The following is a 21,879-nucleotide window of genomic DNA, read 5'->3' on the forward strand; positions in this document are numbered from 1 at the left end:
TTGCGAAAAAACTGTCCAGGTACGGTTCCGGTCGGTCTGGTCAGACCAAGGCCGACGCGCCGCCGTCAGAGTGCCGCCGCGTGTTCGCCAGCGCCCGGCTCGGCGAGTGTGTCGTCGACGGCCGGCACGTAGCGCAGTGCCGCGTCGCGATTCAGCACGCGGTGTGCGCGCGCCTTGTCGATATCGTTTTCCCATACGGCGACCACCACCGTCGCGACGCAGTTGCCGATCAGATTGGTCAGCGCACGGGCGATGCCGACGAACCAGTCGACCGGCAGAATCAGCACGAGACCGAGCACCGGAATCGCGGGAATCGCGGACAGCGTCGCCGCGAGAATCACGATCGCCGAGCCCGGAATGCCGTGCGCGCCCTTCGACGTCACCAGCGACACCAGCACGACGACGATCAGGTCGTGGACGGACAGCGGGGTATTGGTCGCCTGCGCGATGAACAGCACCGCGAGCGTCAGATAGATCGAGAAGCCGTCGAGGTTGAACGAGTAGCCGGTCGGAATCACGAGACCGACCGTCGAATCCTTGACGCCCATCCATTCGAGCTTGCGCATGATCTGCGGCAGCACGGCGTCGGACGACGCGGTGCCGAGCACGATCGACAGTTCTTCGCGCAGATAGCGGATCAGCTTGAAGATGCTGAAGCCGGCGAGCCGCATCACCGCGCCGAGCACGAGCACGACGAACACCACGCAGCTCGCGTAGAACACCAGCACGAGCATGCCGAGCTGCTTGAGCGACTCGACGCCGTAGGTGCCGGTCGTGAACGCGATCGCGCCGAGCACGCCGAGCGGCGCGAGCTTGATGATGAAGCCCATCAAGCGGAAGAACACCTGCGACAGTTCATCGATCAACCCGCTCACGCGTTGCGCGCGCTTGCCGAGCAGCGACAGCGCCGAGCCGAACAGCACCGAGAACACTAGGATCTGCAGGATGTCGCCGGTCGCGAACGCGTTGATCGCGGTGTCGGGGATGATCTTCAGCAGGAAGCCTGCAGTGTCCTTCAGGCTCTTCGCGTGCTCGGTATAGGTCGTGAGCGACGCCGCATCGAGCGAACTCAGGTTCACGTTCATGCCGGCGCCCGGACGCGTCACGTAAGCGAGCACCGCGCCGATCACGAGCGCGATCGTCGTCATCGCCTCAAAGTAGATCACCGACTTTAAGCCGACGCGGCCGACCTTGCGTAAATCGCCCGCGTGCGCCATGCCGCTCACCACCACGCAGAACACGATCGGTCCGATCACCATCTTGATCAGCTTCAGAAAGCCGTCGCCGAGCGGCCGCAAGGACTGCGCGAAATGCGGAAACACGGCACCGAGCACGATGCCGACCACGAGCGCTATCACGACCCGGCCAAATAGCGAATTGAAGAATTTCAACACGGCTTCCTCCTGCGGATGGTTGTCTCGGTCACTTCTGTTCAGACTGGTCGGACCAGTACTGTTATGGCGAATAGTAGGAAGCCGATATAGTCCCGTCAAGGACTGATCGAGCAGTGTTTACCCGTTATTTTTTCGGCGATTTCGGGTCGGATTCAGGATGCGCTACGCCGTGCGGCGCGCCGTTTCCGACCGCGTATTAGAATTGCGGTCAGACCACGCCACCAAGTGAGCTTTTATGAAAAACGTCCCGCACACCGTCACTGACGCGGCCATCGCGACCATCCGCGAGCGCATCGAAGCGGGCGTCTATCCGGTGGGCAGCCTGCTGCCGGCGCAGCGCCAGCTATCCGATGAACTGTCGATCAGCCGAGCGTCATTGCGCGAAGCGCTCTCCACGCTCGAAGCGCTCGGCCTGCTGGTGATCCGCCCCGGCAAGGGCGTGTACGTGGAGAGCGCGCAGGCGAAAACCGCTCAGGCGTGGCGTTTCGCCGAGCAGTCGTCGCTGCCCGACACGTATCAGATGCGCTACGCGCTCGAAGGCTTCGTTGCGCGCATGGCGGTGCTCGCGGTCACCAACGACGACCTCGCGTGGCTCGAGGAAAACGTCACCGCGATGCAAAGCGCGCTCGCCTGCGAGGAACTCGACGAAGCGGCGCGGCTCGACTACGCGTTCCATATGCGCATCGTCAGTATCGCGGGCAATGCGGCGATCGAGTCGATCCTGCGCAGCAGCGCCGAGATCATGAAGGAAAGCCAGCGCATGCCGTTCTACCGGCGCGAGCGGGTGCTGTCCACCTACACCGAGCATCGCGCGATACTCGACGCGCTGAAGGCCCGCGATTCGCTCGCGGCCGGCAAGGCGATCGAGACGCACATCGCGAACGCCGCGCAGCGCGCGGGCGTCTATTTCCCGACGCCGTAGCCGCCGCGCCGATACCGCGGACGAAAAAAAGCCGCTCCGAGGAGCGGCTTTCTCATGCAGCGTGAAACCGGCAGCTTACTTCGCGTTCGCGAGCGCCACAGCCGTGTCCAGCATGCGGTTCGAGAAGCCCCACTCATTGTCGTACCAGCTCGACACCTTCACGAGACGGCCCGACACCTTGGTCAGCGTCGAGTCGAACGTCGACGAAGCCGGGTTGTGGTTGTAGTCGATCGACACGAGCGGTGCGTCGTTGTAACCGAGAACGCCCTTCAGCGAGCCTTCCGATGCTTCCTTCATGATCGCGTTGACTTCCTCGACCGTCGTGTCGCGCGCGGCGATGAACGACAAGTCGACGACCGACACGTTGATCGTCGGGACGCGGATTGCGTAGCCGTCCAGCTTGCCGTTCAGTTCCGGCAGCACGAGGCCGACCGCCGATGCCGCACCGGTCTTGGTCGGGATCTGGCTATGCGTAGCCGAACGCGCGCGGCGCAGGTCTTCGTGGTACACGTCGGTCAGAACCTGGTCGTTCGTGTACGCGTGGATCGTCGTCATCAGGCCGTTCACGAGACCGATCTTGTCGTTTAGCGGCTTGACCAGCGGCGCGAGGCAGTTGGTCGTGCACGATGCGTTCGAGATGACCGTGTCCGATGCCTTCAGCACGTTGTGGTTCACGCCGTAGACGACGGTCGCGTCGACGTCCTTGCCGCCCGGCGCCGAGATGATGACCTTCTTCGCTCCGCCCTTGATGTGCGCGCTGGCCTTTTCCTTGGTCGTGAAAAAGCCCGTGCACTCCATCACGACGTCGACGCCCAGCTCGCCCCACGGCAGTTCGGCCGGGTTGCGGTTCGCCAGCACGCGGATCTTGTCGCCGTTCACGACGAGGTAGTCGCCGTCCACCGACACCTGGCCCGGGAACTTGCCGTGCGCGGTGTCGTACTGCGTCAGGTGGGCGTTGGTCTTCGCATCGCCCAGATCGTTGATGGCGACGATTTCGATATCGTGCTTCTTGCCGTTTTCATAGAAGGCGCGCAGGGTATTGCGGCCGATCCGGCCGTAGCCGTTGATTGCGACGCGAATCGTCATGATGTATCTCCTGATGGCTAAAAAATCCGTTTATGTTCGCCTGGTCGGACATCCGGTTCGGTGCGTTGCCCCGCGCAACCGCGAGGGGCGCGACGGCAACGCGACGCAACCATCAGCCGAGAGCGGCCTTGACCGTCGCCACGACGTGCTCGACGGTGAAACCGAAATGCTTGAACAGCACACCTGCCGGGGCCGACTCGCCGAACGTGTCGATACCGACCACGCCGCCTTCCAGACCCACGTACTTGCGCCAGAAATCCGACACGCCAGCTTCGATCGCGACGCGGCGCACGCCATGCGGCAGCACGCGTTCGCGGTACTCGGCGTCCTGCTTGTCGAACACCGTTGTCGACGGCATCGACACGACGCGTGCGGCGATGCCTTCGCGCGCGAGCGGCTCGACGGCCTTCATCGCCAGTTCGACTTCCGAGCCCGTCGCGATCAGGATGATCTTACGCGCGACGATCTCTTCGTCCCAGTCGCGCAGCACGTAGCCGCCCTTCTCGATGTTGGCGATCTGCGCGTCGGTGCGTTCGTTGAACTGCAGGTTCTGACGGCTGAAGATCAGGCACGACGGACCTTCATGCTCGATCGCATGGGTCCAGGCCACCGCGGTTTCGACCGTATCGGCCGGGCGCCACGTTTGCAGATTCGGAATCAGGCGCAGGCTCGCGACGTGTTCGATCGACTGGTGGGTCGGGCCGTCTTCGCCGAGACCGATCGAGTCGTGCGTGAACACGAAGATCGACTGCGACTTCATCAGCGCGGCGACGCGCAGCGCGTTGCGGCTGTAGTCCGAGAACGTCAGGAAGGTGCCGCCGAATGCCTTGTAGCCGCCATGCAGCGCGACGCCGTTGATCGCGGCGCTCATGCCGAATTCGCGCACGCCGTAGTTCACGTAGTTGCCGGCGGCACGGCCTTCGGCATTCACGCGCACCGGCTTCGCGGCTTTCCAGTTGGTCAGGTTCGAGCCGGTCAGGTCGGCGGAACCGCCGAGCAGTTCGGGCAGCACGGCCGACAGACCTTCGATGGCCTGCTGCGACGCCTTACGCGTCGCGACGGTCTCAGCGCGTTCGTTCGCGCCCGCGATGATCGCTTTCGCCTTGTCTTTCCAGTCGGCCGGCAGCTGCTTCGCGCTGCGGCGCTTGAACTCGGCGGCTTCCTGCGGATACTTGGCCGCGTAGGCGGCGAACGCCTTGTCCCACTCGAATTCAAGGCGCGCGCCCGCGTCCTTCGCATCCCACGCTGCGTAGACTTCCTCCGGAATCACGAACGGCTCCCACTTCCAGCCGATCGCTTCGCGCGTTGCCGCGATTTCCTTGTCGCCGAGCGGCGCGCCGTGCGAGTCGTGCGAGCCCGCCTTGGTCGGCGCGCCTTCACCGATCACGGTCTTGCAGCAGATCAGCGTCGGCTTGTCCGACTGCTTCGCTTGCCTGATCGCCGCGTCGACCGCGTCGACGTCGTGGCCGACCACGTTCGGGATCACGTTCCAGCCGTACGCTTCGAAGCGCTTCGGCGTGTCGTCGTGGAACCAGTGCACCACTTCGCCGTCGATCGAGATGCCGTTGTCGTCGTAAAACGCGATCAGCTTGTTCAGCTTCAGCACGCCCGCGAGCGAGCAGGCTTCGTGCGAGATGCCTTCCATCAGGCAGCCGTCGCCGACGAACACGTACGTGTGGTGATCGACGATCTTCGCGTCGGGCTTGTTGAATTCGGTGGCGAGCAGCGACTCGGCGAGCGCCATGCCGACCGCGTTCGCGAGACCCTGGCCGAGCGGGCCGGTGGTCGTCTCAACGCCCGGCGTGATGCCGTATTCCGGGTGACCCGGCGTCTTCGAATGGAGCTGGCGGAAGTTCTTCAGCTCTTCCATCGGCAGGTCGTAGCCGGTCAGATGCAGCAGCGAGTACAGCAGCATCGAGCCGTGACCGTTCGACAGCACGAAGCGGTCGCGATCGGCCCATTGCGGGTTCTTCGGGTTATGGCGCAGGTGACGCGACCACAGGGCAACGCCGATTTCGGCCATGCCCATCGGCATGCCCGGGTGGCCGGAGTTCGCCTTTTGAACGGCGTCCATGGACAACGCGCGGATCGCGTTAGCCATCAGGGAAGTGGGTGCGGGAGACGGGGTCGTCATGTCGAGTCCGGAGACAGAGTCAGAAAGCGGAGCGCGCTTGAGGCCCGGAAGCTCGGCGGCCAGTTCGCTACGGCGCACGATGCGGCGCCAGGAGACGCGAAACGGGCAGAGCAAGCGGACAAGGCTGAAAGCGTCACATTCTAGCAGAAGGTTAACCCCTACCCGGCCGGAAACCCGCCCGGCCGCGCGGTTCAACGCACTCCGCCCGGCGGCGGCATTCACGATCCGAGCAGCTGTTTTGCCCACGCTGCCGATCGAGCCCGTCCGCCGTGGACGCCCCGTTATTGTTCCAGCCTTGTGCCGGCGCCGTCTACGGATTTCCTCATGCGCGGCTCGGTCCGCTCGATGCCCGGATGTCTAGCGAGCTCCGCTACGGCCCGACCGATTCGCACGCTCGCCGAACGTCCCGCCGCATACCGCATCGATTCGCTGCGTCATGACGAACCAGCGGTGCACGCGGGGCAACTCTCGGCAGCGCGAACGGCGCGCGATAAACTGAGTCCGACGACGAAACCATCCATTTGAAGCGTGGACACCTGGAGCGAACCGGTTCGAGCGAAGCCGGCATGCCGCGCCGGAGCGAAACCCGCAACAGTGGCAACGCTGCCCCACGAGATCCGGAGAACTCCATGACCGCCCCTCGCCCCGCCGGTGTGCCCTGGCTGACCCCCTATCTGACGGTGCGCGACGCGCGCGCGTCGACGGCGTTTTTTTCGGCGGCGTTCGGCTTCGACGTGCGCGACAGCGTGCAGGACGATGGCGTCGTCATGCACGTCGAGATGACCTATCAAGGCCAATTGATCGTGATGTTCGCGCCCGAAGGCGCGTTCGGCTCGACCGCGAAGACGCCGAAGAGCGCGGGCACGATCGCGCCGCAATCGTTCTATGTCTATGTCGAGGACGTCGATGCCGTGTATGCTCGCGCGCTCGCGGCCGGCGCCAAGTCGCTGAGCGAGCCGCAGGACCAGTTCTGGGGCGACCGCTTCGCGCAGGTCGAAGATATCGACGGCTATCGCTGGGCGCTCGCCCGCCACCTTTCCTGAATCCGAGAGTCTTTCGTCGATGCCCCGTTTTTTTGTTGATGCGCTGCTTTACCCCGACGACGTGATCGCACTGCCCGACGACGTCGTGCGCCACGTGGCCGTGCTGCGTCTGCAGCCTGGCGATTCGCTGGTGCTGTTCAACGGCCAGGGTGGCGAATACGGCGCCGAACTCGTCGAGGTCGAGCGCCGTTCGGCTCGCGTGAAAATTGGCGAATTTCGTGCGGTGGAGGTCGAGCCGCCGTATCGGCTGACGCTCGCCCAAGGCATTGCAGGCGGCGACAAGATGGACTGGCTGATCGAGAAGGCGGTCGAACTCGGCGCCTCTGGCTTCGTGCCGCTGGCGACCGCGCGCAGCGTCGTGCGCCTGACCGGCGAGCGGGCACAGCGGCGGCAGCAGCACTGGCAAGGTGTGGTGCGGGCGTCGTGCGAACAGTGCGGGCGTAATCGGCTGCCAGACGTGATGCCGGTGCGTGAGATTGGCGCGTGGCTCGATACCCTCGCGCGCGAGCCGGCGCCCGACGAGTTGCGCCTGCTGCTGTCGCCGCGCGCGAGCATCGGCTTTGCGGCGCTGCCGGACGCGCCGCCGCCGGGTGGCGTGACGCTGCTGATCGGCCCCGAAGGCGGCCTTTCCGCCGACGAGGAAACTGCCGCCATTGAACAGGGCTTTACCGCAGTCGGCTTGGGCCCGCGTGTGCTGCGCACCGAAACCGCGGGGATCGCGGTGCTTGCCGCGCTTGCGGCGCGCTGGGGTGGTTGGTAAGCGGGAGCTTCCACAAGCAGCGCCGCAAAAAACAACGGCCCGCTAATTAGCGGGCCTTTGCCGTTTAACCGCGACGTTCACTGCCAGATCTAAGCAGAAACGCCTGAACAGGCGAACATTCTATGAGCCTCAGGCGAACGAGTAAAACACCCGGAACGCGACCTTGCGCTCGGCCCAGAATTCGGCCGCTTCACGGAACACGTCGAGCAGCGTTTCGCGCCCTTCCTTGTCGAATTTCTGCGCGATCGGCAGGTGTTCGAGCACGATCACGAAGCCAGGCTGCGCGCCGGCCTTGTGCACGAGGTCGGTCAGGCAATCGTAGAGCGCGTCGTAGTTCTTGCCGAAATGCTTGGGAAACAGAAACGACGTCGCGATCGTCTCGAGCACTTCCTGCTTCGAGGCGGCGTTCGCGCAATACGCATACAGAAAGTGCTGGCCAAGGTGGTTGGCCTCGTCGGCGAGATCCTGCACGCGGAACGCGCGGATCGACTGCACGATGTTCGGCCGCACCGTCCTGAAAAGGCTCATGGGCTCTTCGTTCGATGAAACCACCGTGCCAGCCTCGCTTTGGTTGTCGCGACCCTGCTCGTCGGCGCGCATCTTCATGACGCGTTGGAACAAATTGCCGTCGCCGGCCGCGAAAAGATCCGTCGCGACTCCGGAATCGTGCGCGTAGATGTTGTCGCTCATGCCGTTCATCCCAATGTCATTCAACAATACGGTTAAAACTGGTGTAATGGTCGTCCGAGTAATAACAATTGTCGGTTCGCTGTAGCGGACCTCCGCAGACGATGCGGCGCGCCCCGCGATTACGCGCGTGAGGCGTGGGGACGGTGTATTCGTGGTAATAGCCGCGCCGATGAGCGGGCAGCACCCGTTCGTAGTTGCCGAATACGATGCCGTCCTTCTGATACGGGTAAGGCCCGCCGGCAGCAATGAGGTTCAACGTATCGACCGCCTCGCGCGGCAATTGCGCCAGCGCGATGGTGCCTACCTGCGCTTCCGCCACAGCTGGCGCCGAATAGTCTCGCGCCAGCGCCTCGGGCGCCGAACTTGACAACGCGCAGAGCGCGGCAGCACCGATCAGCACGCCTTTCATGCGCAACCAGTTGCGTGCCATGTATCAGGTTTCCCCGCTGTCAGACCACGAGTTTGACGACCATGAAAGTCGTAAGGGTATCGCTAATAGCCTTTGGAATCAACGTTCGACGGCCCGACGACACCCCGCCTCGCGGCGCGGAAAGCCGGCCGTCGGGGCTTTGACGACTTTTGACAGAATGTTTAGCGCGTTCAGGCTAAACTGAGCTCAACCGTGATCGAACGCGGCGCAAGCGGTGCAAGCGGCCGGTGGCCGAGGCGCTCGATTGCGGTTTTAGAGCCTGGAACCACTCAGCCGAAAGGCTGTGTCATTGCCATTTTTCGGGGTGGCGATCCCCAGCTTGCCCTGAAGGCGTGCCCATTGCGGGCACGCCGTTTTTTTCAGGGCGCGCCGGTTGGAGAACCGGCGCCGGGCCTGTCGCGGCCCGGTCACGATGTGCGCTTAGCGGGTTGCGCTGACGTCCGCAACCAGCAGCGCCGCCATGTTGACGATCCGGCGCACCGTCGCCGACGGCGTCAGCACGTGCACCGGCTTGGCCGCGCCGAGCAGGATCGGGCCAATCGCGATGTTGTTGCCGGCCGCCGTCTTCAGCAGGTTGTACGCAATGTTGGCCGCATCGATGTTCGGCAGCACCAGCAGGTTCGCGTCGCCTTCGAGCGTCGAATCGGGCAGCACTTCGCGGCGCAGGTTGGAGTCGAGCGCGACATCGCCGTGCATTTCGCCGTCAATCTGCATCTCCGGCGCGCGTTCACGCAGGATCCCGAGCGTATCGCGCATCTTCTGCGCGCTCGGCGCGTTGCTCGAACCGAAGTTCGAATGCGACACCAGCGCGACCTTCGGCTCGATACCAAAGCGACGCACTTCCTCGGCCGCCATGATCGTGATCTCGGCCAGTTCCTCCGGCGTCGGATCGACATTCACGTGCGTATCGACGAGGAAAATCTGCCGGTTCGGCAACACCAGCCCATTCATCGCCGCATACACCTTCGCGCCCGGCTTCTTGCCGATCACCTGGTCGATGAAGTGGATATGGCGGTGCGTCGTGCTGACCGTGCCGCAGATCATGCCGTCCGCCTCGCCTTTCCTGACCATCATCGAACCGATCAGCGTGGTGCGGCGGCGCATCTCAAGCTTGGCCATCTGCGTGGTGATGCCCTTGCGCGACATCATCTTCGCGTATTCCTGCCAGAACTCACGGTAACGTTCGTCATGATCGGTGTTGACGACCGTGTAATCCTGCCCGGCGACGAGCCGCAGGCCGTAACGAGCGATCCGCTGTTCGATTACGGCCGGCCGGCCGATCAAAATCGGCTTGGCGAGCTTTTCGTCGACGACGATCTGAATCGCGCGAAGTACACGTTCCTCTTCGCCTTCCGCGAACACGATGCGCTTCTTCTCCGGCTCGACGCTGCGCGCGAGCTGGAAGATCGGCTTCATCGTCGTGCCGCTGTGGTAGACGAATTGCTGCAGATGCTGCGCGTACGCGTCCATATCCTCGATCGGACGCTCGGCGACGCCACAGTCCATCGCGGCCTTCGCCACTGCAGGGGCGACCTTCACTATCAGACGCGGATCGAAGGGCTTCGGAATCAGGTATTCCGGTCCGAACGACAGATCCTGGATGCCGTACGCGGTCGCGACGATGTCGCTCTGTTCCTGGCGCGCCAGTTCGGCGATCGCGTTGACGGCGGCGATTTCCATTTCGCGCGTGACCGTCGTCGCGCCGGCGTCGAGCGCGCCGCGGAACAGGAACGGGAACACCAGCACGTTGTTGACCTGGTTCGGGTAGTCGGTGCGGCCCGTGCACAGCACCGCGTCCGGGCGCACTTCGAGCGCGAGTTCCGGCAGGATTTCCGGCGTCGGGTTCGCGAGCGCGAGGATCAGCGGCTTGGCGGCCATCTTCTTGACCATGTCCTGCTTGAGCACGCCGCCAGCCGACAGGCCGAGGAACACGTCCGCGCCGTCGATCACCTCGGCGAGCGAGCGCGCGCTGGTTTCACGCGCGAAACGCTCCTTGTCCGGGTCCATCAGTTCGGTGCGGCCCTTGTAGACGACGCCCGCGAGGTCGGTCACGGTGATGTTTTCGAGCGGCAGGCCGAGGTCGACCAGCAGGTCCAGACAGGCGAGCGCCGCCGCGCCAGCGCCGGACGAGACCAGCTTCACTTCCTTGATGTCCTTGCCGACGACCTTCAGGCCGTTGGTGACCGCCGCCGCGACGACGATCGCGGTGCCGTGCTGGTCGTCATGGAAGACCGGAATCTTCATGCGCTTGCGGCATTCGCGTTCGACGATGAAGCAGTCCGGCGCCTTGATGTCTTCGAGGTTGATGCCGCCGAAGGTCGGCTCGAGCGCGGCGATCACGTCGACCAGCTTGTGCGGATCGGTCTCGTTGATCTCGATATCGAACACGTCGATGCCGGCGAACTTCTTGAACAGGACGGCCTTGCCTTCCATGACCGGCTTCGACGCGAGCGGGCCGATGTTGCCGAGACCCAGCACCGCGGTACCGTTCGTGACGACGCCGACGAGGTTGCTGCGCGCGGTGAAGCGCGCGGCGTTCAGCGGGCTCTCGACGATTTCCTCGCACGCAAATGCGACTCCAGGCGAATATGCCAACGCGAGGTCGCGCTGGTTGATCATCTGCTTGGTCGGGGCGATCGCGATCTTGCCGGGAGTCGGAAACTCGTGGTAATCGAGGGCTGCTTCGCGGAGTTTGGTATTGACGGGATTCGACATAAGGCGGGCTTCGGAGGGCAGATTAGAATAGACGTTCGACGGCATTGTAGCCCCAATTGCCCACGCAATTCCTTCAATACGGGTACAACTGCCGCGACTGAAACAGCGTGAAAGCGCGTTGCCCGTTGCACCGCTCGCCCGTTGCTTGCGACCGGGCATTACGCTCGAATCTCCTGACCTGCGCTATTTCTCCACTCGTTCTCCGCTCATCGCCCGCCATCATGCTTTCCGAGTTTTCGCTGATCGACCGCTTCTTCGCCCGCCGCGCCGCCCAAGCGCGGCCCTCCACTACCGAAGGCGGCACGCTCGGCATCGGCGACGACTGCGCGTTGCTGGCACCGCCTGCCGGCGAAATGCTGGCGATCTCGACGGACATGCTGGTGGAAGGCCGTCACTTCTTCGCCGATATCGATGCCGAAGCGCTCGGTCACAAGGCGCTCGCGGTCAACCTGTCAGACCTCGCGGCGATGGGCGCGCAGCCGCAGGCATTCACGCTCGCCTTCGCGCTGCCGCAGGCCGACGAAGCGTGGCTATCCGGATTCAGCGAAGGCCTGTTCGCGCTGGCCGAGCGCTACGGCTGCGAGCTGATCGGCGGCGATACGACCGGCGGGCCGCTCAATCTGTGCATTACCGTGTTCGGCAGCGTGCCGCCGCAAACAGCATTGCGCCGTGATGCCGCGCAACCCGGTGACGACATCTGGATTTCCGGCACGCTCGGCGACGCGCGCGCCGGCCTCGGCGTGCAGCGGGGCGAATGGTCCGCCGATCCGAACGACGCCGCGACGTTCCGCCTGGCACTCGAACGCCCCGAGCCGCGCATTGCGCTCGGCCTCGCGCTGCGCGGCATCGCACACGCGGCGCTCGACCTGTCGGACGGACTCGCCGGCGATCTGCTGCATATCCTGGAGCGCTCGTCGGTGAGTGCAAGCGTCGACGTCGACGCGGTGCCGCGCTCGGCCGCGTTGCGCCGACTGCCACCCGACGTCCAGCAGCGCTGCATGCTAGCCGGTGGCGACGACTACGAGCTGTGCTTCACCGCGCCCGCTGCCGCGCGCGCCGCGGTCGAGGCCGCCGCGCACAAGGCCGCTGTGCCGGTCACTCGCATCGGTACAATAAGCGCACTGGAGGCGGCCACCGACCGCCCGGCCATCGCGTGGCGCAACGCCGCCGGCGCGCCGCTCACTCTGACGCTGCAAGGTTTCGATCACTTTCATGCAGAATGACCCCCCGCTCGGCCCCGCCGACGACTTCCTCGGCAGCGAGCCGCCGCAAGCACCAGAACCGCGCGCGCCGAAGCCCGCTCAGCCACGCCGCGCGACCGCGCGCTTCATGCTGTCGCATCCAGTCCACATCCTGTCGCTCGGCTTCGGCAGCGGGCTGTCGCCCGTCGCGCCGGGGACGATCGGCACGCTGTTCGGATGGGCGTCCTTCGCGGTACTGAGCCGCTATCTGACCGTTATCGAATGGGGCGTGCTGATCGGCGTCGGCTTTCTCGCCGGCATCGCGCTGTGCGGCTTTACCGCGAAGCGGCTTGGCGTCGAGGATCCGTCGGCGGTCGTGTGGGATGAAATCGTCGCGTTCTGGCTCGTGCTGCTGATGGTCACGCCTGCCACGCTCGCCGCTCAGGTTTGGGCATTCGTGATCTTCCGCTTCTTCGACATGGTGAAGCCGCCGCCGATCGGCTACTTCGACCGTCGGCTGAAAGGCGGCTTTGGCATCATGTTCGACGACCTGATCGCCGCGTTCTTTACGTTGCTCGTGATTGCACTGTGGCGGATGTCGGTTTGAGCGCTGCCCGAATGCTACCTGAGCACCGTTCGGCTCTTCTGGTCGCCACCCGGCCCCTGCCGTTCGCCGCGCCTCACGGCCGGCTTCGTTTTCCGGATTGACTGACGCCATGCCTACCGATTCCGTCGTTCACCAGCTTGCGATCCGCGTGAGCAACCGTCTGCGCGACGAGCGCCTGATGCTCGTGACCGCCGAGTCCTGCACGGGCGGCATGGTCGCGACCGCGATCACCGACATCTCCGGCAGCAGCGGCTGGTTCGAACGCGGCTTCGTCACGTATTCGAACCAGGCGAAGAGTGAAATGATCGGCGTGCCGGCCGACCTGATCGAAAAGCACGGCGCGGTCAGCGAACCGGTCGCCCGGGCGATGGCTGAAGGCGCGCTGCGCAACAGCCGCGCGCAGGTGTCGCTGTCGATCACGGGCGTCGCTGGGCCCGGTGGCGGCACCGAAACCAAGCCGGTCGGCATGGTGTCGTTCGGCTGGACCAATCGGCTGCATACGTCGGTGGAAACGAAGATTTTCAAGGGCGATCGCGAGCAGATCCGCGTGCAGGCGGCCGCACACGCGCTGCGCGGCCTGCTGGCGCTACTCGACGAACGCGAGCATTGAGCGGCGTCTAACTGTCACTGAGGAGGCGGACAATGCCGGATTCGCGCGCGATCGCAGATGAACTGATCCGCCGCTTCGACCTGAAGCCCCATCCCGAAGGCGGCTTTTTCGCGGAGACCTATCGCTCCGCCGCGCGCGTGCTGCGCGCCGGCGACGCAAGCGAGACTGAGAACACCCGTGCGGCATCGACCGCGATCTATTACATGCTGTGCGACGGCGCGCATTCGGCGTGGCATCGGATCCGATCCGACGAAGTCTGGCATTTCTACGCCGGCGAGCCGCTGCTGGTCCATGTGCTCGATGAAGGCGAGGCCGACGGTGCGCTCGTCACGCACCGGCTCGGCAATCCGCTCACGCATCCCGATACGGTGTATCAGGCCGTCGTGCCCGCCGGTATGTGGTTCGCGGCCGAGTGCGCCGATCCGGCGTCGTTCGCGCTGGTCGGCTGCACGGTCGCGCCGGGTTTCGAATTCAGCGAGTTCGAACTCGCGGAGGTCGATGCGCTGAAGGCGCGGCATCCGCGCCATGCGGAGTTGATCGGGCGACTGGGACCGGCGCGCTGACGCGCCGCTCCTCGATTCAACGAAACGCGTTGATCCGGTCGCGGGTGTCCTTCGCTGCCTGCGCGGCCGCTTGCGCGAAGTCGTCGCCCTTGCCCGCGTAGATGATCGCGCGCGAAGAGTTGATCAGCATGCCGGTGCCGTTCGCGGTACGTCCGGCGCTCACGGTGGCCTGCACGTCGCCGCCTTGCGCACCAATGCCCGGAATCAGCAGCGGCATGTCGCCGACGATCCCGCGCACCACTTCGATTTCCTTCGGAAACGTCGCGCCGACCACGAGCCCCAGTTGGCCGCTCGCATTCCACTTCTGCGCGGCCAGTTGCGCGACAACCTGGTACAGCGGCCGGCCGCCCGTCTCGAGAAACTGCAAGTCCGAGCCGCCCGCGTTCGACGTGCGGCACAGCACGATCACGCCCTTGCCGGCGTGCTCGAGATACGGCTCGATCGAATCGAAACCCATGTACGGATTGACCGTCACCGCGTCGGCCTGGTAGCGCTCGAACGCCTCGCGCGCGTACTGCTCGGCGGTGCTGCCGATATCGCCGCGCTTGGCGTCGAGAATCACCGGCAGGCCCGGATGGTTCGCGTGAATGTGAGCGATCAGCTGCTCGAGCTGGTCTTCCGCGCGATGCGCGGCAAAGTAAGCGATCTGCGGCTTGAACGACGACGCATACGACGCGGTTGCATCGACGATCGTGCGGCAGAACTCGAAGATCGCGTCGGCGCGGCCCGCGAGCGCGCCCGGAAATTTGCTGGGCTCGGGATCAAGCCCAACGCACAGCAGCGAGTTCGTGCGCTGCCAGGCGTCGTTGAGTGTCTGGATGAAATTGGACATGGTGAGTCTCGCGGCGAGCCGGTAATCGGAGGAGGCGCGTATTTTACCCGTCCGACGATCGCCATCCGTCGATGGCGGTCAGCGCGCGGCCCGCACCTCATTGACTGTGGCTACTGCCTGCGCCGCGCGCCACGTGCACCCGGCATCGAGCGCAGGCCAGTCCGCTCGACCGTGAAGCGGAACGTGCGCGTCAACCGCTCGCCGCGCTTGAGCAGCGTCATGCCGTTTTCGCTCGCGCCGCCGGCCAGGTTCATCGCATTGATCGGATGATCGACCGGCTCGAAGCAGAAGAAGTCTTCCCCGGGCGGTGTGTACAGCACGTAGTAGTCGGTATCGGCGGCGATGTTCAGCGACAGCCGGCGCTTCGGCCACACCACCGCCGCCTGGCCGCTCCAGCCGGTGAACGCGTGATTGACGATCGTCTCCGGCAGCGGATACGCGACGCCGAACTGCCACGCGGGCGGCGCCGGCACGTGACGCACCGGCAGCCAGTCGTCGCCCGACAGCCACAAGCCGCCGGCCGCCGCCGACAACTCGGTGTCCTCATCGCGCACGAAGAACGGATGCACGCCGAGCCCGAACGGCAGCGTCTCGCGGCCGGTGTTTTCGATTTCGAGCGCGACGACGAGCGTCGGGCCGTCAAGCGTATAGGTTTGCGTCGCGCGGAACGCGTACGGCTTGCCGTCGCTGCGGTCGAGCGCGAGGCGCACGTGCTCGCGGCCCGTGTCGAGCACCTGCCATTGCGCGAGCCAGCCGTCGCCGTGAATCGGCAGCGGTTCATCGGCGCGGTTGCGCGGCACCTCGACGCGCCGCCCGCCCACGCTGAAATGACCGCCGCCGATGCGGTTCGAGTACGGCAACAGCGGATAGCAGGCAAGCTGGTTCGGTTCCGTATCGACACCGACTTCACTGCAGCGCCGGAAGATCGGCGTCAGCGCGCCGTCGTCGCGCCAGTCGAAGCGGGTCACGCCGCCGCCGAGCGTCGGCGCGACATCGAGACGCAATTGCGAGTTGGCGAGCGTGATGCACGCGACATCGCCGGCACTGCCTTCGCCGAGCGCGACCGCCGACGTGCTCGGGCCCGCCAGCACCGGATTGGCCGCCGCGGCAAGTCGCGAGCGTCGCGTTTGAGAGGTTGGGGATGAGGCTGAAACGAGATTCGCAACAGTCATATCTGGCTCCATCGAGAGGCGTGGGACGTTGCCGTCAGGGTTGACGGGAGTTGCGGGCGATTTTTTATGAGCAATTCGCCTCGAGTCCGAACTGCATGCTGCCGATTCGTTGCCGGCCGGTCGCGGGCGTATCGCTAGCAGACCGAAACTGCTACATCGACTTCTGCTTCACCTTCAGGATCGCGGCCCCGGCTCGCGGCCGGGGCTGCGTCATTCTGCGCTAGATCGGCGCGCCCTGGAACAGCGGTTCCGCAACACCGCGCCGTGCGAGCGTCGCGACGAACAGGTCGCCCGCGAGCGTATCGGCCGCGCGCGCCGTCGCATCGAGTTCGGCGTAGGCGCTCGTGATGTACAGCGTGTCGAGCGCCCTCTCGCCCTGGGTGCTGCCCGCGGCCTCGCCGAGCGCGGCACCGCCGATCGCGACGCAGCTCGGCTGCGTGGTCGGCACGTCGATGCGCTCGGTTTCCACACCATCGCGACCGTAGCGCACCACGCGCGCGCCGCCCCACTGCGCGTTCCACAGGCCGCCGTCGCTGTCGACGGTCGAGCCGTCGGGGATGCCGTTCGCATCGGTTAGACGCGTGAACACGCGATCGTTCGCGATGCTGCCGTCCGCGCGATAGTCGCACGCGCGGATTTCACGCGTCGGCGAATCGCAGTAGTACATCGTCGCGCCGTCGGGACTGAATGCGATGCTGTTCGAAATTGCCGGCGCTGGCAACGGTAAGCGTTCGAGCGATAGATCGTGATTCAACCGATAAAAGCCGGCGACCCTCTGCCGTTGCCCGCTTTCGTCCTTGGTGCCGAACACGAAGCGCCCTTGCCGATCACAGCGGCCATCGTTCACGCGCGTGTTCATGCCGGGTTCGACGTCGACGATCCGCTGCGTAGTGCCGGTCTGCAGATCGAAAAACGCGAGATGCGATGCGAGCCCGAGCAGCACGTAGCGCGGGTTTTCGCACAACGCGAAGGTGGCGAGCCGCTCGGGCATGTCGAACGAATCGCTGCTGCCGTCGGCCGGATCGTAGCGCCACAGCCGCGCGCCCTCGATATCGGTCCAGTAGAAACGGCCGCTGCGGGCGCACCAGGTCGCGCCTTCGCCGAGTTCGCACTGCGCGTCGAGCAGCAGCGTGGCCCGCTGCACGCGCGGGTTGCCGCTCACGCCCAGCCTCCGTCCACGACGATGTCCTGCGCGGTGATCATGCGACTGTCGTCGGCAGCGAGGAACAGCGCCATGCGCGCGAGGTCGGCCGGCATCAGCTCGGCGTCGATGCACTGGCCTTCCTTGATCTGCCGGCGGCCGTTGTCGTCGAGCCACAGGCGCAGCTGCTTCTCGGTCATCACCCAGCCCGGCACCAGCGTGTTGACGCGGATATTGAAGTGGCCGAGGTCGCGCGCGAGCCCGCGCGTGAGCCCCTGCACCGCCGACTTCGACATCACGTACACCGGATAGCCGCCGTTCTTCAGCATCCAGCTGATCGAGCCGAGGTTGATGATCGAGCCGCTGCGCGCGGCCTTCATGTCCTCCATCACGGCCTGCGCCGCGAAGAACTGGTGGCGGATATTGACGGCGATGCCCGCGTCGAACGACTCGCGCGTGACGTCGGCAATCTGATGGCGCTTGTCGTTCGCCGCGTTGTTGATCAGCACCTGGATCGGACCCAGCGCCGCCTTCACATCGGCGATCGCTTTTTGCAGCGCGTCGACATCGGTCAGGTCGCAGGGGAGAAACAGCGGCTTGTGCTTCGAATCGCCGAGCTGGTCGGCGAGGGCTTCGCCGGCGCTCGCGTCGATATCGAAGAACGCGACGCGCGCGCCCTGCGCCGCGAAGTGCTCGACGAACGATGCGCCGATGCCGGTCGCGCCGCCCGTGATCAGCACCGTACGGTCGACGAGGCTCGGATAGCGCGCGTACGCGGTGTCAGCGAGACTGACGTTTGCATTGGCCGGAGACGACATCGTTCGATTCCTTTATGAGCTTGGGATGGGGTGAAAGCGACTCAGTCGCGCGAGCCGCGGTTCTTCAACTGGTCGAGCAACACGGCCGCGAGCAGGATCGCGCCGCGCACCAGGTACTGGTAGAACGCGTCGATGTTCAACAGGTTCATCACGTTCTCGACCGTGCCCATGATCAGCACGCCGATCACGACGCCCGAGATCGTCGCGCGGCCGCCCAGCAGCGACACGCCGCCGAGCACGCACGCGGAGATCACGTTCAGCTCGAAGCCTTCGGCGGCATTCGGCTGACCCGACGTGATACGCGACGCGAGAATCACGCCGGCGAGCGCGGTGACGGCGCCCTGGATCAGGAAGATGTAGACGCGCGTGCGCTCGACGTTGATACCGGCGAGCCGCGACGCTTCCGGATTACCGCCGATCGCGAGCGTATTGCGGCCGTACACGGTCTGGTTCAGCATCACGCCGAACACGATGAAGCAGATCAGCGTGACCCAGATCGGCAGCGAGACGCCGAAGAACGTCAGGCCGCCCAATGCGATGAAGGTATCCGACGACACGCCGACCGCCTGACCATGCGACACGATGAAACCGAGGCCGCGGACGATTTCCATCGTCGCGAGCGTGGTAATCAGCGCGTTGATGCGCAGATAAGCGATCACCGCGCCGTTGACGAAACCGATCACCGCGCCCGCCGCGACCGCCGCGATGATCGCGATGACCGTGCTGTTGGTCGCGTTGAGCACCATCGCGCACAGCACGCCGGCGAATGCGACGGTCGAGCCGACCGACAGGTCGAAGTCGCGCGACGCGAGGCAGAACATCATCGTGCACGCGACCATGCCGATCTGCGAGATCGACAGAGCGAGGCCGAGCATGTTCTCGATCGAGAAGAAATGATCGACGGTCAGCGACATCGTGACGAACATCACGATGAAAATCACGATCAGGCTGTACTCGGTGATCTGCTGCCACCACTTGGCCTTGTCGCTGGTCTGCGGAATCAGCGCGTCGGCCGCGCTCTTGGCGGCCTGCTGCGCGAGGTTTTCTCTGGCTTGCATGTTCAATACTCCTCCCCGTTCCCCACGGGTTGCGGACTCTCGTCCGGATAAGGTTCAGGCCGCGCGCGAGCCGCTCTGGTTGGCTGCGTTGGCGTTCGTGTTCGAGTCACCAGGTAGCGCGGTCGAGCTTTGCGGCAGCGCGAGGCTCAGCACCGACTGCTCGGTCGCATCCTTGCGCGCGAGCTCGCCGGAAATGCGGCCCTGGCGCATCACGACGATCCGGTCGGACACGCCGAGCACTTCGGGCAACTCCGACGAAATCATCACGATCGCGCAGCCGCGCTCCGCGAGCTGATAGATCACGTTATAGATCTCGTGCTTCGCGCCGACGTCGATGCCGCGCGTCGGTTCGTCGAGAATCACGACCTTCAGATCTGGCTCGGCGAGCCAGCGCGACAGAATCGCCTTCTGCTGGTTGCCGCCCGACAGGAAGCGGATCTTCTGCCGGCGATGCGGCGTCTTGATCTTCAGCAGCTTGATGAAACGGTCCGCCGTCTGCGCCTCTTTCTTGCGATCGAGAAACACGCCCGCGCGCAGATAGTGACGGCGGCAGCTGATGTTGATGTTCTCCGCGACGCTCGCCATCGCGACGATGCCTTCTTCCTTGCGATCCTCGGGGCACAGCACGATGCCGTGTTTGATCGCCTCGCCCGCGCTGCGCACCTTGATCGGCTTGCCGTCGAGCACGAGTTCGCCGCCCTTGCGATGCTCGGCGCCGTACACCAGATGCATCAGCTCGCTGCGGCCCGCGCCGACGAGTCCGAAGAAGCCGACGATTTCGCCGCGCCGCACCTCGAAGCTGGCCGGCTGCGCGAGCGGATGACCTTCGATCGCCTTCGCCGCGAAGCGCACTTCGCCGAGCGGCCGCGCCGTATAGCTATAGATGTCCGAAATTTCGCGCCCGACCATCTCGCTCACGATCGTGTCGCGCGATACGCCTTCGAGCGTCGGATGCGACGCGACCTTGCGGCCGTCGCGGAAGATCGTGCACGCGTCGCACAGCTCGTAGATCTCGTCCATCCGATGCGAGATGTAGATCATCGCGCGGTTGTCGGCGCGCAGATCGCGCACCAGCTTGAACAGCACCTCGGTCTCGCGATGCGACAGCGAACTGGTCGGCTCGTCGAGCGCGATCACCCGCGCATTGCGCATCAGCGCCTTGCAGATTTCGACCATCTGCCGCTGCGCGATCGACAGCTTGCGCAGTTTCGCGTTCGGATCGAGCGCGACGCCCATCGCTTCGAGCCGCTCGCGCACGAAGCGCTTCGCCTCGCGCTTGTTGACCCAGCCGAGCGCATTGGGCAGCTGGCCGAGCAGCAGATTTTCCGCGACCGTGAGGTCCGGTACGTACTGCAGTTCCTGGTGAATCACCGCGATGCCGGCACCGATCGACGCGGCCGCGCTCGGAAAGCGCACCTCCTTGTCGTCGATCATCATGCGGCCCGAATCGGGCTGATACTCGCCGCCGAGAATTTTCAGCAGCGTCGATTTTCCCGCGCCGTTTTCGCCCATCAGGCCGTGCACCTGGCCGACGTTGACGTCGAAGGAAACACCGTCGAGCGCACGCACGCCTGGAAAAACCTTGCCGATATTGTCAAAACGTAGCGTCGCTGACACTTCGCCTCCTCATCCCTCATGTAGACCGTACGCGCGCCGCCCTCCGCAACAGGCGGAGAAAGCGGCGCGCCGGCGGTGTACTTCATGTCACCGCAAGACCCGCGATTACTTCGACGCGAGGCCCATCTTCTCGCGCACTTCGCCGACGTTGTCGCGCGTCGCCAGCATGCCGGTCGTCAGCGTGAGCAGCGGCGGCTCCTTGCCCTGGGTGATCCACGAGTACATCAGTTCCGAGGTTTCCTCGCCGTGGCGCTTCGGGCTGATGATCACGGTGCCGAAGAAGCCCGTCGGCTGCGGCTTCTTGAACTCGTTCAGCGCGGATTCCGAGCCGCCGATGCCGATACCGATCATGTTGTCGGCCTTGAAGCCACGGCCTTCCGCCGCGCGCACCGCGCCGAGCACGCCTTCGTCGTTCAGCGCGTAAGCGACCCAGTGCTTGAACTGCGGGTTCTTGGTCAGCGCGATGTTGGCGGCGTTGAAAGCGTTTTCCGTGTCGGTCTTCGCTTGCGGCGCGGTGATCACGTTCGCTTTCGGGAAGCCCGCGGCGACCAGCGCGTCGGTCGCGCCGGTGGTGCGGTCATGCGCGGTCGGCAGCTGTTCATAGGTCACGTCGATCGCGCCGACGTCCTTCATGTCCCAGCCGCGCTTCTTGATTTCAGCCGCGATGCCGTCGCCGACCTGCTTGCCGATGTTATACGCCGAGATGCCCATATGCGGCACCGCTTCGATCGGCTTGCCCGCGCCGTCGACGAGGCGGTCGTCGACCGTCATCATCTTCAGGCCGTCGGCTTTCGCCTTCGCGACGATGCCCGGCCCGAGCTTGACGTCGGGCGTGCAGATCACGAAGCCCTGCGCCTTCTGCGCGGCGAGGTTATCGATTGCGCTCATCACCTTCTCGCCCGACGGCGCGCCGATCTTCACGAGCGTGAAGCCCTTCTCCTTGGCGGCGATCTCGGCGAACTTCCATTCGTCCTGGAACCACGGCTCTTCCGGCTGCTTCACGAGGAAGCCGATCTTGACCGTATCGGCAGCCTGTACGACCGGCGCGTTGAAGAGCACACCCGTCGCCGCCGCTGCCAGCGTGAGGAAAATTCTGCGTTTCATGA

At 64.9% G+C, this 21,879-nt stretch carries 20 protein-coding genes; 7 read left to right on the forward strand and 13 right to left on the reverse strand.

Going from position 1 to position 21,879, the window contains the following annotated elements; all coding sequences use genetic code 11:
- Positions 1–65: 65 nt before the first annotated feature.
- The gene (locus tag AB3X89_RS15355; protein ID WP_368584048.1) at positions 66–1,394 is read right to left on the reverse strand and encodes a C4-dicarboxylate transporter DctA; all 1,329 of its coding nucleotides are present in this window, start codon (positions 1,392–1,394) and stop codon (positions 66–68) included.
- A gap of 235 nt (positions 1,395–1,629) precedes the next feature.
- On the opposite strand from AB3X89_RS15355, the gene AB3X89_RS15360 reads away from it, so the two are divergent.
- Positions 1,630–2,316, forward strand: coding sequence for a FadR/GntR family transcriptional regulator (locus AB3X89_RS15360; protein WP_176380908.1), 687 nt, complete (start codon positions 1,630–1,632; stop codon positions 2,314–2,316).
- Positions 2,317–2,391: 75 nt separating this feature from the next.
- Here AB3X89_RS15360 and gap read toward each other — a convergent pair whose 3' ends face one another.
- Positions 2,392–3,402 (reverse strand): type I glyceraldehyde-3-phosphate dehydrogenase, encoded by a 1,011-nt coding sequence (gene gap / locus AB3X89_RS15365; RefSeq protein ID WP_013090539.1) that lies wholly within the window; start codon positions 3,400–3,402, stop codon positions 2,392–2,394.
- A gap of 112 nt (positions 3,403–3,514) precedes the next feature.
- Complete coding sequence (tkt, locus tag AB3X89_RS15370) at positions 3,515–5,536, reverse strand: transketolase (protein ID WP_368584049.1); 2,022 nt, start codon at positions 5,534–5,536, stop codon at positions 3,515–3,517.
- Positions 5,537–6,165: 629 nt separating this feature from the next.
- On the opposite strand from tkt, the gene AB3X89_RS15375 reads away from it, so the two are divergent.
- Together AB3X89_RS15375 and AB3X89_RS15380 are read left to right on the forward strand one after the other, a co-directional pair.
- On the forward strand, positions 6,166–6,579 hold the full coding sequence (locus AB3X89_RS15375; RefSeq protein ID WP_008923880.1) for a glyoxalase/bleomycin resistance/extradiol dioxygenase family protein: 414 nt from the start codon (positions 6,166–6,168) through the stop codon (positions 6,577–6,579).
- 19 nt (positions 6,580–6,598) lie between these two features.
- Positions 6,599–7,339 (forward strand): 16S rRNA (uracil(1498)-N(3))-methyltransferase, encoded by a 741-nt coding sequence (locus AB3X89_RS15380; protein ID WP_368584050.1) that lies wholly within the window; start codon positions 6,599–6,601, stop codon positions 7,337–7,339.
- 129 nt (positions 7,340–7,468) lie between these two features.
- On the opposite strand, the gene AB3X89_RS15385 is transcribed toward AB3X89_RS15380, so the two are convergent.
- The 3 genes from AB3X89_RS15385 to AB3X89_RS15395 all read right to left on the reverse strand — a co-directional run bounded on the left by AB3X89_RS15385 (position 7,469) and on the right by AB3X89_RS15395 (position 11,219).
- Positions 7,469–8,029: a barstar family protein gene (locus AB3X89_RS15385; RefSeq protein ID WP_013090542.1), complete on the reverse strand. Its 561-nt coding sequence runs from the start codon at positions 8,027–8,029 to the stop codon at positions 7,469–7,471.
- A gap of 16 nt (positions 8,030–8,045) precedes the next feature.
- Complete coding sequence (locus AB3X89_RS15390) at positions 8,046–8,459, reverse strand: ribonuclease (protein WP_368584051.1); 414 nt, start codon at positions 8,457–8,459, stop codon at positions 8,046–8,048.
- 420 nt (positions 8,460–8,879) lie between these two features.
- Complete coding sequence (locus tag AB3X89_RS15395; RefSeq protein WP_368584052.1) at positions 8,880–11,219, reverse strand: NADP-dependent malic enzyme; 2,340 nt, start codon at positions 11,217–11,219, stop codon at positions 8,880–8,882.
- 176 nt (positions 11,220–11,395) lie between these two features.
- Here AB3X89_RS15395 and thiL point away from each other — a divergent pair, with 176 nt between their 5' ends.
- The 4 genes from thiL to AB3X89_RS15415 all read left to right on the forward strand — a co-directional run bounded on the left by thiL (position 11,396) and on the right by AB3X89_RS15415 (position 14,135).
- Complete coding sequence (thiL, locus tag AB3X89_RS15400) at positions 11,396–12,397, forward strand: thiamine-phosphate kinase (protein ID WP_368584053.1); 1,002 nt, start codon at positions 11,396–11,398, stop codon at positions 12,395–12,397.
- Positions 12,387–12,962 carry a phosphatidylglycerophosphatase A gene (locus tag AB3X89_RS15405; protein WP_368584054.1) on the forward strand — a complete coding sequence of 192 codons (576 nt, stop codon included), beginning with the start codon at positions 12,387–12,389 and terminating at the stop codon, positions 12,960–12,962. The genes thiL and AB3X89_RS15405 overlap by 11 nt, the downstream gene beginning before the upstream one ends.
- Before the next feature lie 109 nt (positions 12,963–13,071).
- Positions 13,072–13,572, forward strand: a complete 501-nt coding sequence (locus AB3X89_RS15410; RefSeq protein ID WP_013090547.1) for a CinA family protein — start codon at positions 13,072–13,074, stop codon at positions 13,570–13,572.
- A gap of 32 nt (positions 13,573–13,604) precedes the next feature.
- Entirely contained in the window at positions 13,605–14,135 is a 531-nt protein-coding gene (locus AB3X89_RS15415; protein WP_368584055.1) for a cupin domain-containing protein, read from the forward strand.
- 16 nt (positions 14,136–14,151) lie between these two features.
- Here AB3X89_RS15415 and pyrF read toward each other — a convergent pair whose 3' ends face one another.
- From pyrF to AB3X89_RS15450, 7 genes are all read right to left on the reverse strand, one after another.
- The gene (pyrF, locus tag AB3X89_RS15420) at positions 14,152–14,967 is read right to left on the reverse strand and encodes an orotidine-5'-phosphate decarboxylase (protein WP_368584056.1); all 816 of its coding nucleotides are present in this window, start codon (positions 14,965–14,967) and stop codon (positions 14,152–14,154) included.
- A gap of 110 nt (positions 14,968–15,077) precedes the next feature.
- Positions 15,078–16,139 (reverse strand): aldose 1-epimerase, encoded by a 1,062-nt coding sequence (locus AB3X89_RS15425; protein WP_368584057.1) that lies wholly within the window; start codon positions 16,137–16,139, stop codon positions 15,078–15,080.
- Between the two features lie 220 nt (positions 16,140–16,359).
- The gene (locus AB3X89_RS15430) at positions 16,360–17,301 is read right to left on the reverse strand and encodes an SMP-30/gluconolactonase/LRE family protein (protein ID WP_368584058.1); all 942 of its coding nucleotides are present in this window, start codon (positions 17,299–17,301) and stop codon (positions 16,360–16,362) included.
- Entirely contained in the window at positions 17,298–18,098 is an 801-nt protein-coding gene (locus AB3X89_RS15435) for an SDR family NAD(P)-dependent oxidoreductase (protein WP_368584059.1), read from the reverse strand. The genes AB3X89_RS15430 and AB3X89_RS15435 overlap by 4 nt, the downstream gene beginning before the upstream one ends.
- Before the next feature lie 41 nt (positions 18,099–18,139).
- Positions 18,140–19,156, reverse strand: coding sequence for an L-arabinose ABC transporter permease AraH (gene araH / locus AB3X89_RS15440; RefSeq protein WP_368584060.1), 1,017 nt, complete (start codon positions 19,154–19,156; stop codon positions 18,140–18,142).
- A 54-nt stretch (positions 19,157–19,210) separates the two neighbouring features.
- Positions 19,211–20,773 (reverse strand): L-arabinose ABC transporter ATP-binding protein AraG, encoded by a 1,563-nt coding sequence (gene araG, locus AB3X89_RS15445; RefSeq protein WP_368584061.1) that lies wholly within the window; start codon positions 20,771–20,773, stop codon positions 19,211–19,213.
- A 105-nt stretch (positions 20,774–20,878) separates the two neighbouring features.
- On the reverse strand, positions 20,879–21,877 hold the full coding sequence (locus AB3X89_RS15450; protein ID WP_368584062.1) for an arabinose ABC transporter substrate-binding protein: 999 nt from the start codon (positions 21,875–21,877) through the stop codon (positions 20,879–20,881).
- Between the last annotated feature and the right edge of the window lie 2 nt (positions 21,878–21,879).

The sequence above is a fragment of the Paraburkholderia sp. BR14320 genome, assembly GCF_040948665.1.
Lineage (GTDB): Bacteria > Pseudomonadota > Gammaproteobacteria > Burkholderiales > Burkholderiaceae > Paraburkholderia > Paraburkholderia youngii.

What these genes read in the sequence shown, in the direction of transcription:
- AB3X89_RS15395 (WP_368584052.1), bottom strand. Translation starts at nt 11,219, where the DNA reads ATGCCGTCGAACGTCTATTCTAATCTGCCCTCCGAAGCCCGCCTTATG.
- pyrF (WP_368584056.1), bottom strand. Translation starts at nt 14,967, where the DNA reads ATGTCCAATTTCATCCAGACACTCAACGACGCCTGGCAGCGCACGAAC.
- AB3X89_RS15380 (WP_368584050.1), top strand. Translation starts at nt 6,599, where the DNA reads ATGCCCCGTTTTTTTGTTGATGCGCTGCTTTACCCCGACGACGTGATC.
- AB3X89_RS15415 (WP_368584055.1), top strand. Translation starts at nt 13,605, where the DNA reads ATGCCGGATTCGCGCGCGATCGCAGATGAACTGATCCGCCGCTTCGAC.
- thiL (WP_368584053.1), top strand. Translation starts at nt 11,396, where the DNA reads ATGCTTTCCGAGTTTTCGCTGATCGACCGCTTCTTCGCCCGCCGCGCC.
- gap (WP_013090539.1), bottom strand. Translation starts at nt 3,402, where the DNA reads ATGACGATTCGCGTCGCAATCAACGGCTACGGCCGGATCGGCCGCAAT.
- AB3X89_RS15360 (WP_176380908.1), top strand. Translation starts at nt 1,630, where the DNA reads ATGAAAAACGTCCCGCACACCGTCACTGACGCGGCCATCGCGACCATC.
- AB3X89_RS15435 (WP_368584059.1), bottom strand. Translation starts at nt 18,098, where the DNA reads ATGTCGTCTCCGGCCAATGCAAACGTCAGTCTCGCTGACACCGCGTAC.
- AB3X89_RS15375 (WP_008923880.1), top strand. Translation starts at nt 6,166, where the DNA reads ATGACCGCCCCTCGCCCCGCCGGTGTGCCCTGGCTGACCCCCTATCTG.
- AB3X89_RS15450 (WP_368584062.1), bottom strand. Translation starts at nt 21,877, where the DNA reads ATGAAACGCAGAATTTTCCTCACGCTGGCAGCGGCGGCGACGGGTGTG.
- araH (WP_368584060.1), bottom strand. Translation starts at nt 19,156, where the DNA reads ATGCAAGCCAGAGAAAACCTCGCGCAGCAGGCCGCCAAGAGCGCGGCC.
- AB3X89_RS15410 (WP_013090547.1), top strand. Translation starts at nt 13,072, where the DNA reads ATGCCTACCGATTCCGTCGTTCACCAGCTTGCGATCCGCGTGAGCAAC.
- AB3X89_RS15425 (WP_368584057.1), bottom strand. Translation starts at nt 16,139, where the DNA reads ATGACTGTTGCGAATCTCGTTTCAGCCTCATCCCCAACCTCTCAAACG.
- tkt (WP_368584049.1), bottom strand. Translation starts at nt 5,536, where the DNA reads ATGACGACCCCGTCTCCCGCACCCACTTCCCTGATGGCTAACGCGATC.
- AB3X89_RS15385 (WP_013090542.1), bottom strand. Translation starts at nt 8,029, where the DNA reads ATGAGCGACAACATCTACGCGCACGATTCCGGAGTCGCGACGGATCTT.
- AB3X89_RS15405 (WP_368584054.1), top strand. Translation starts at nt 12,387, where the DNA reads ATGCAGAATGACCCCCCGCTCGGCCCCGCCGACGACTTCCTCGGCAGC.
- AB3X89_RS15390 (WP_368584051.1), bottom strand. Translation starts at nt 8,459, where the DNA reads ATGGCACGCAACTGGTTGCGCATGAAAGGCGTGCTGATCGGTGCTGCC.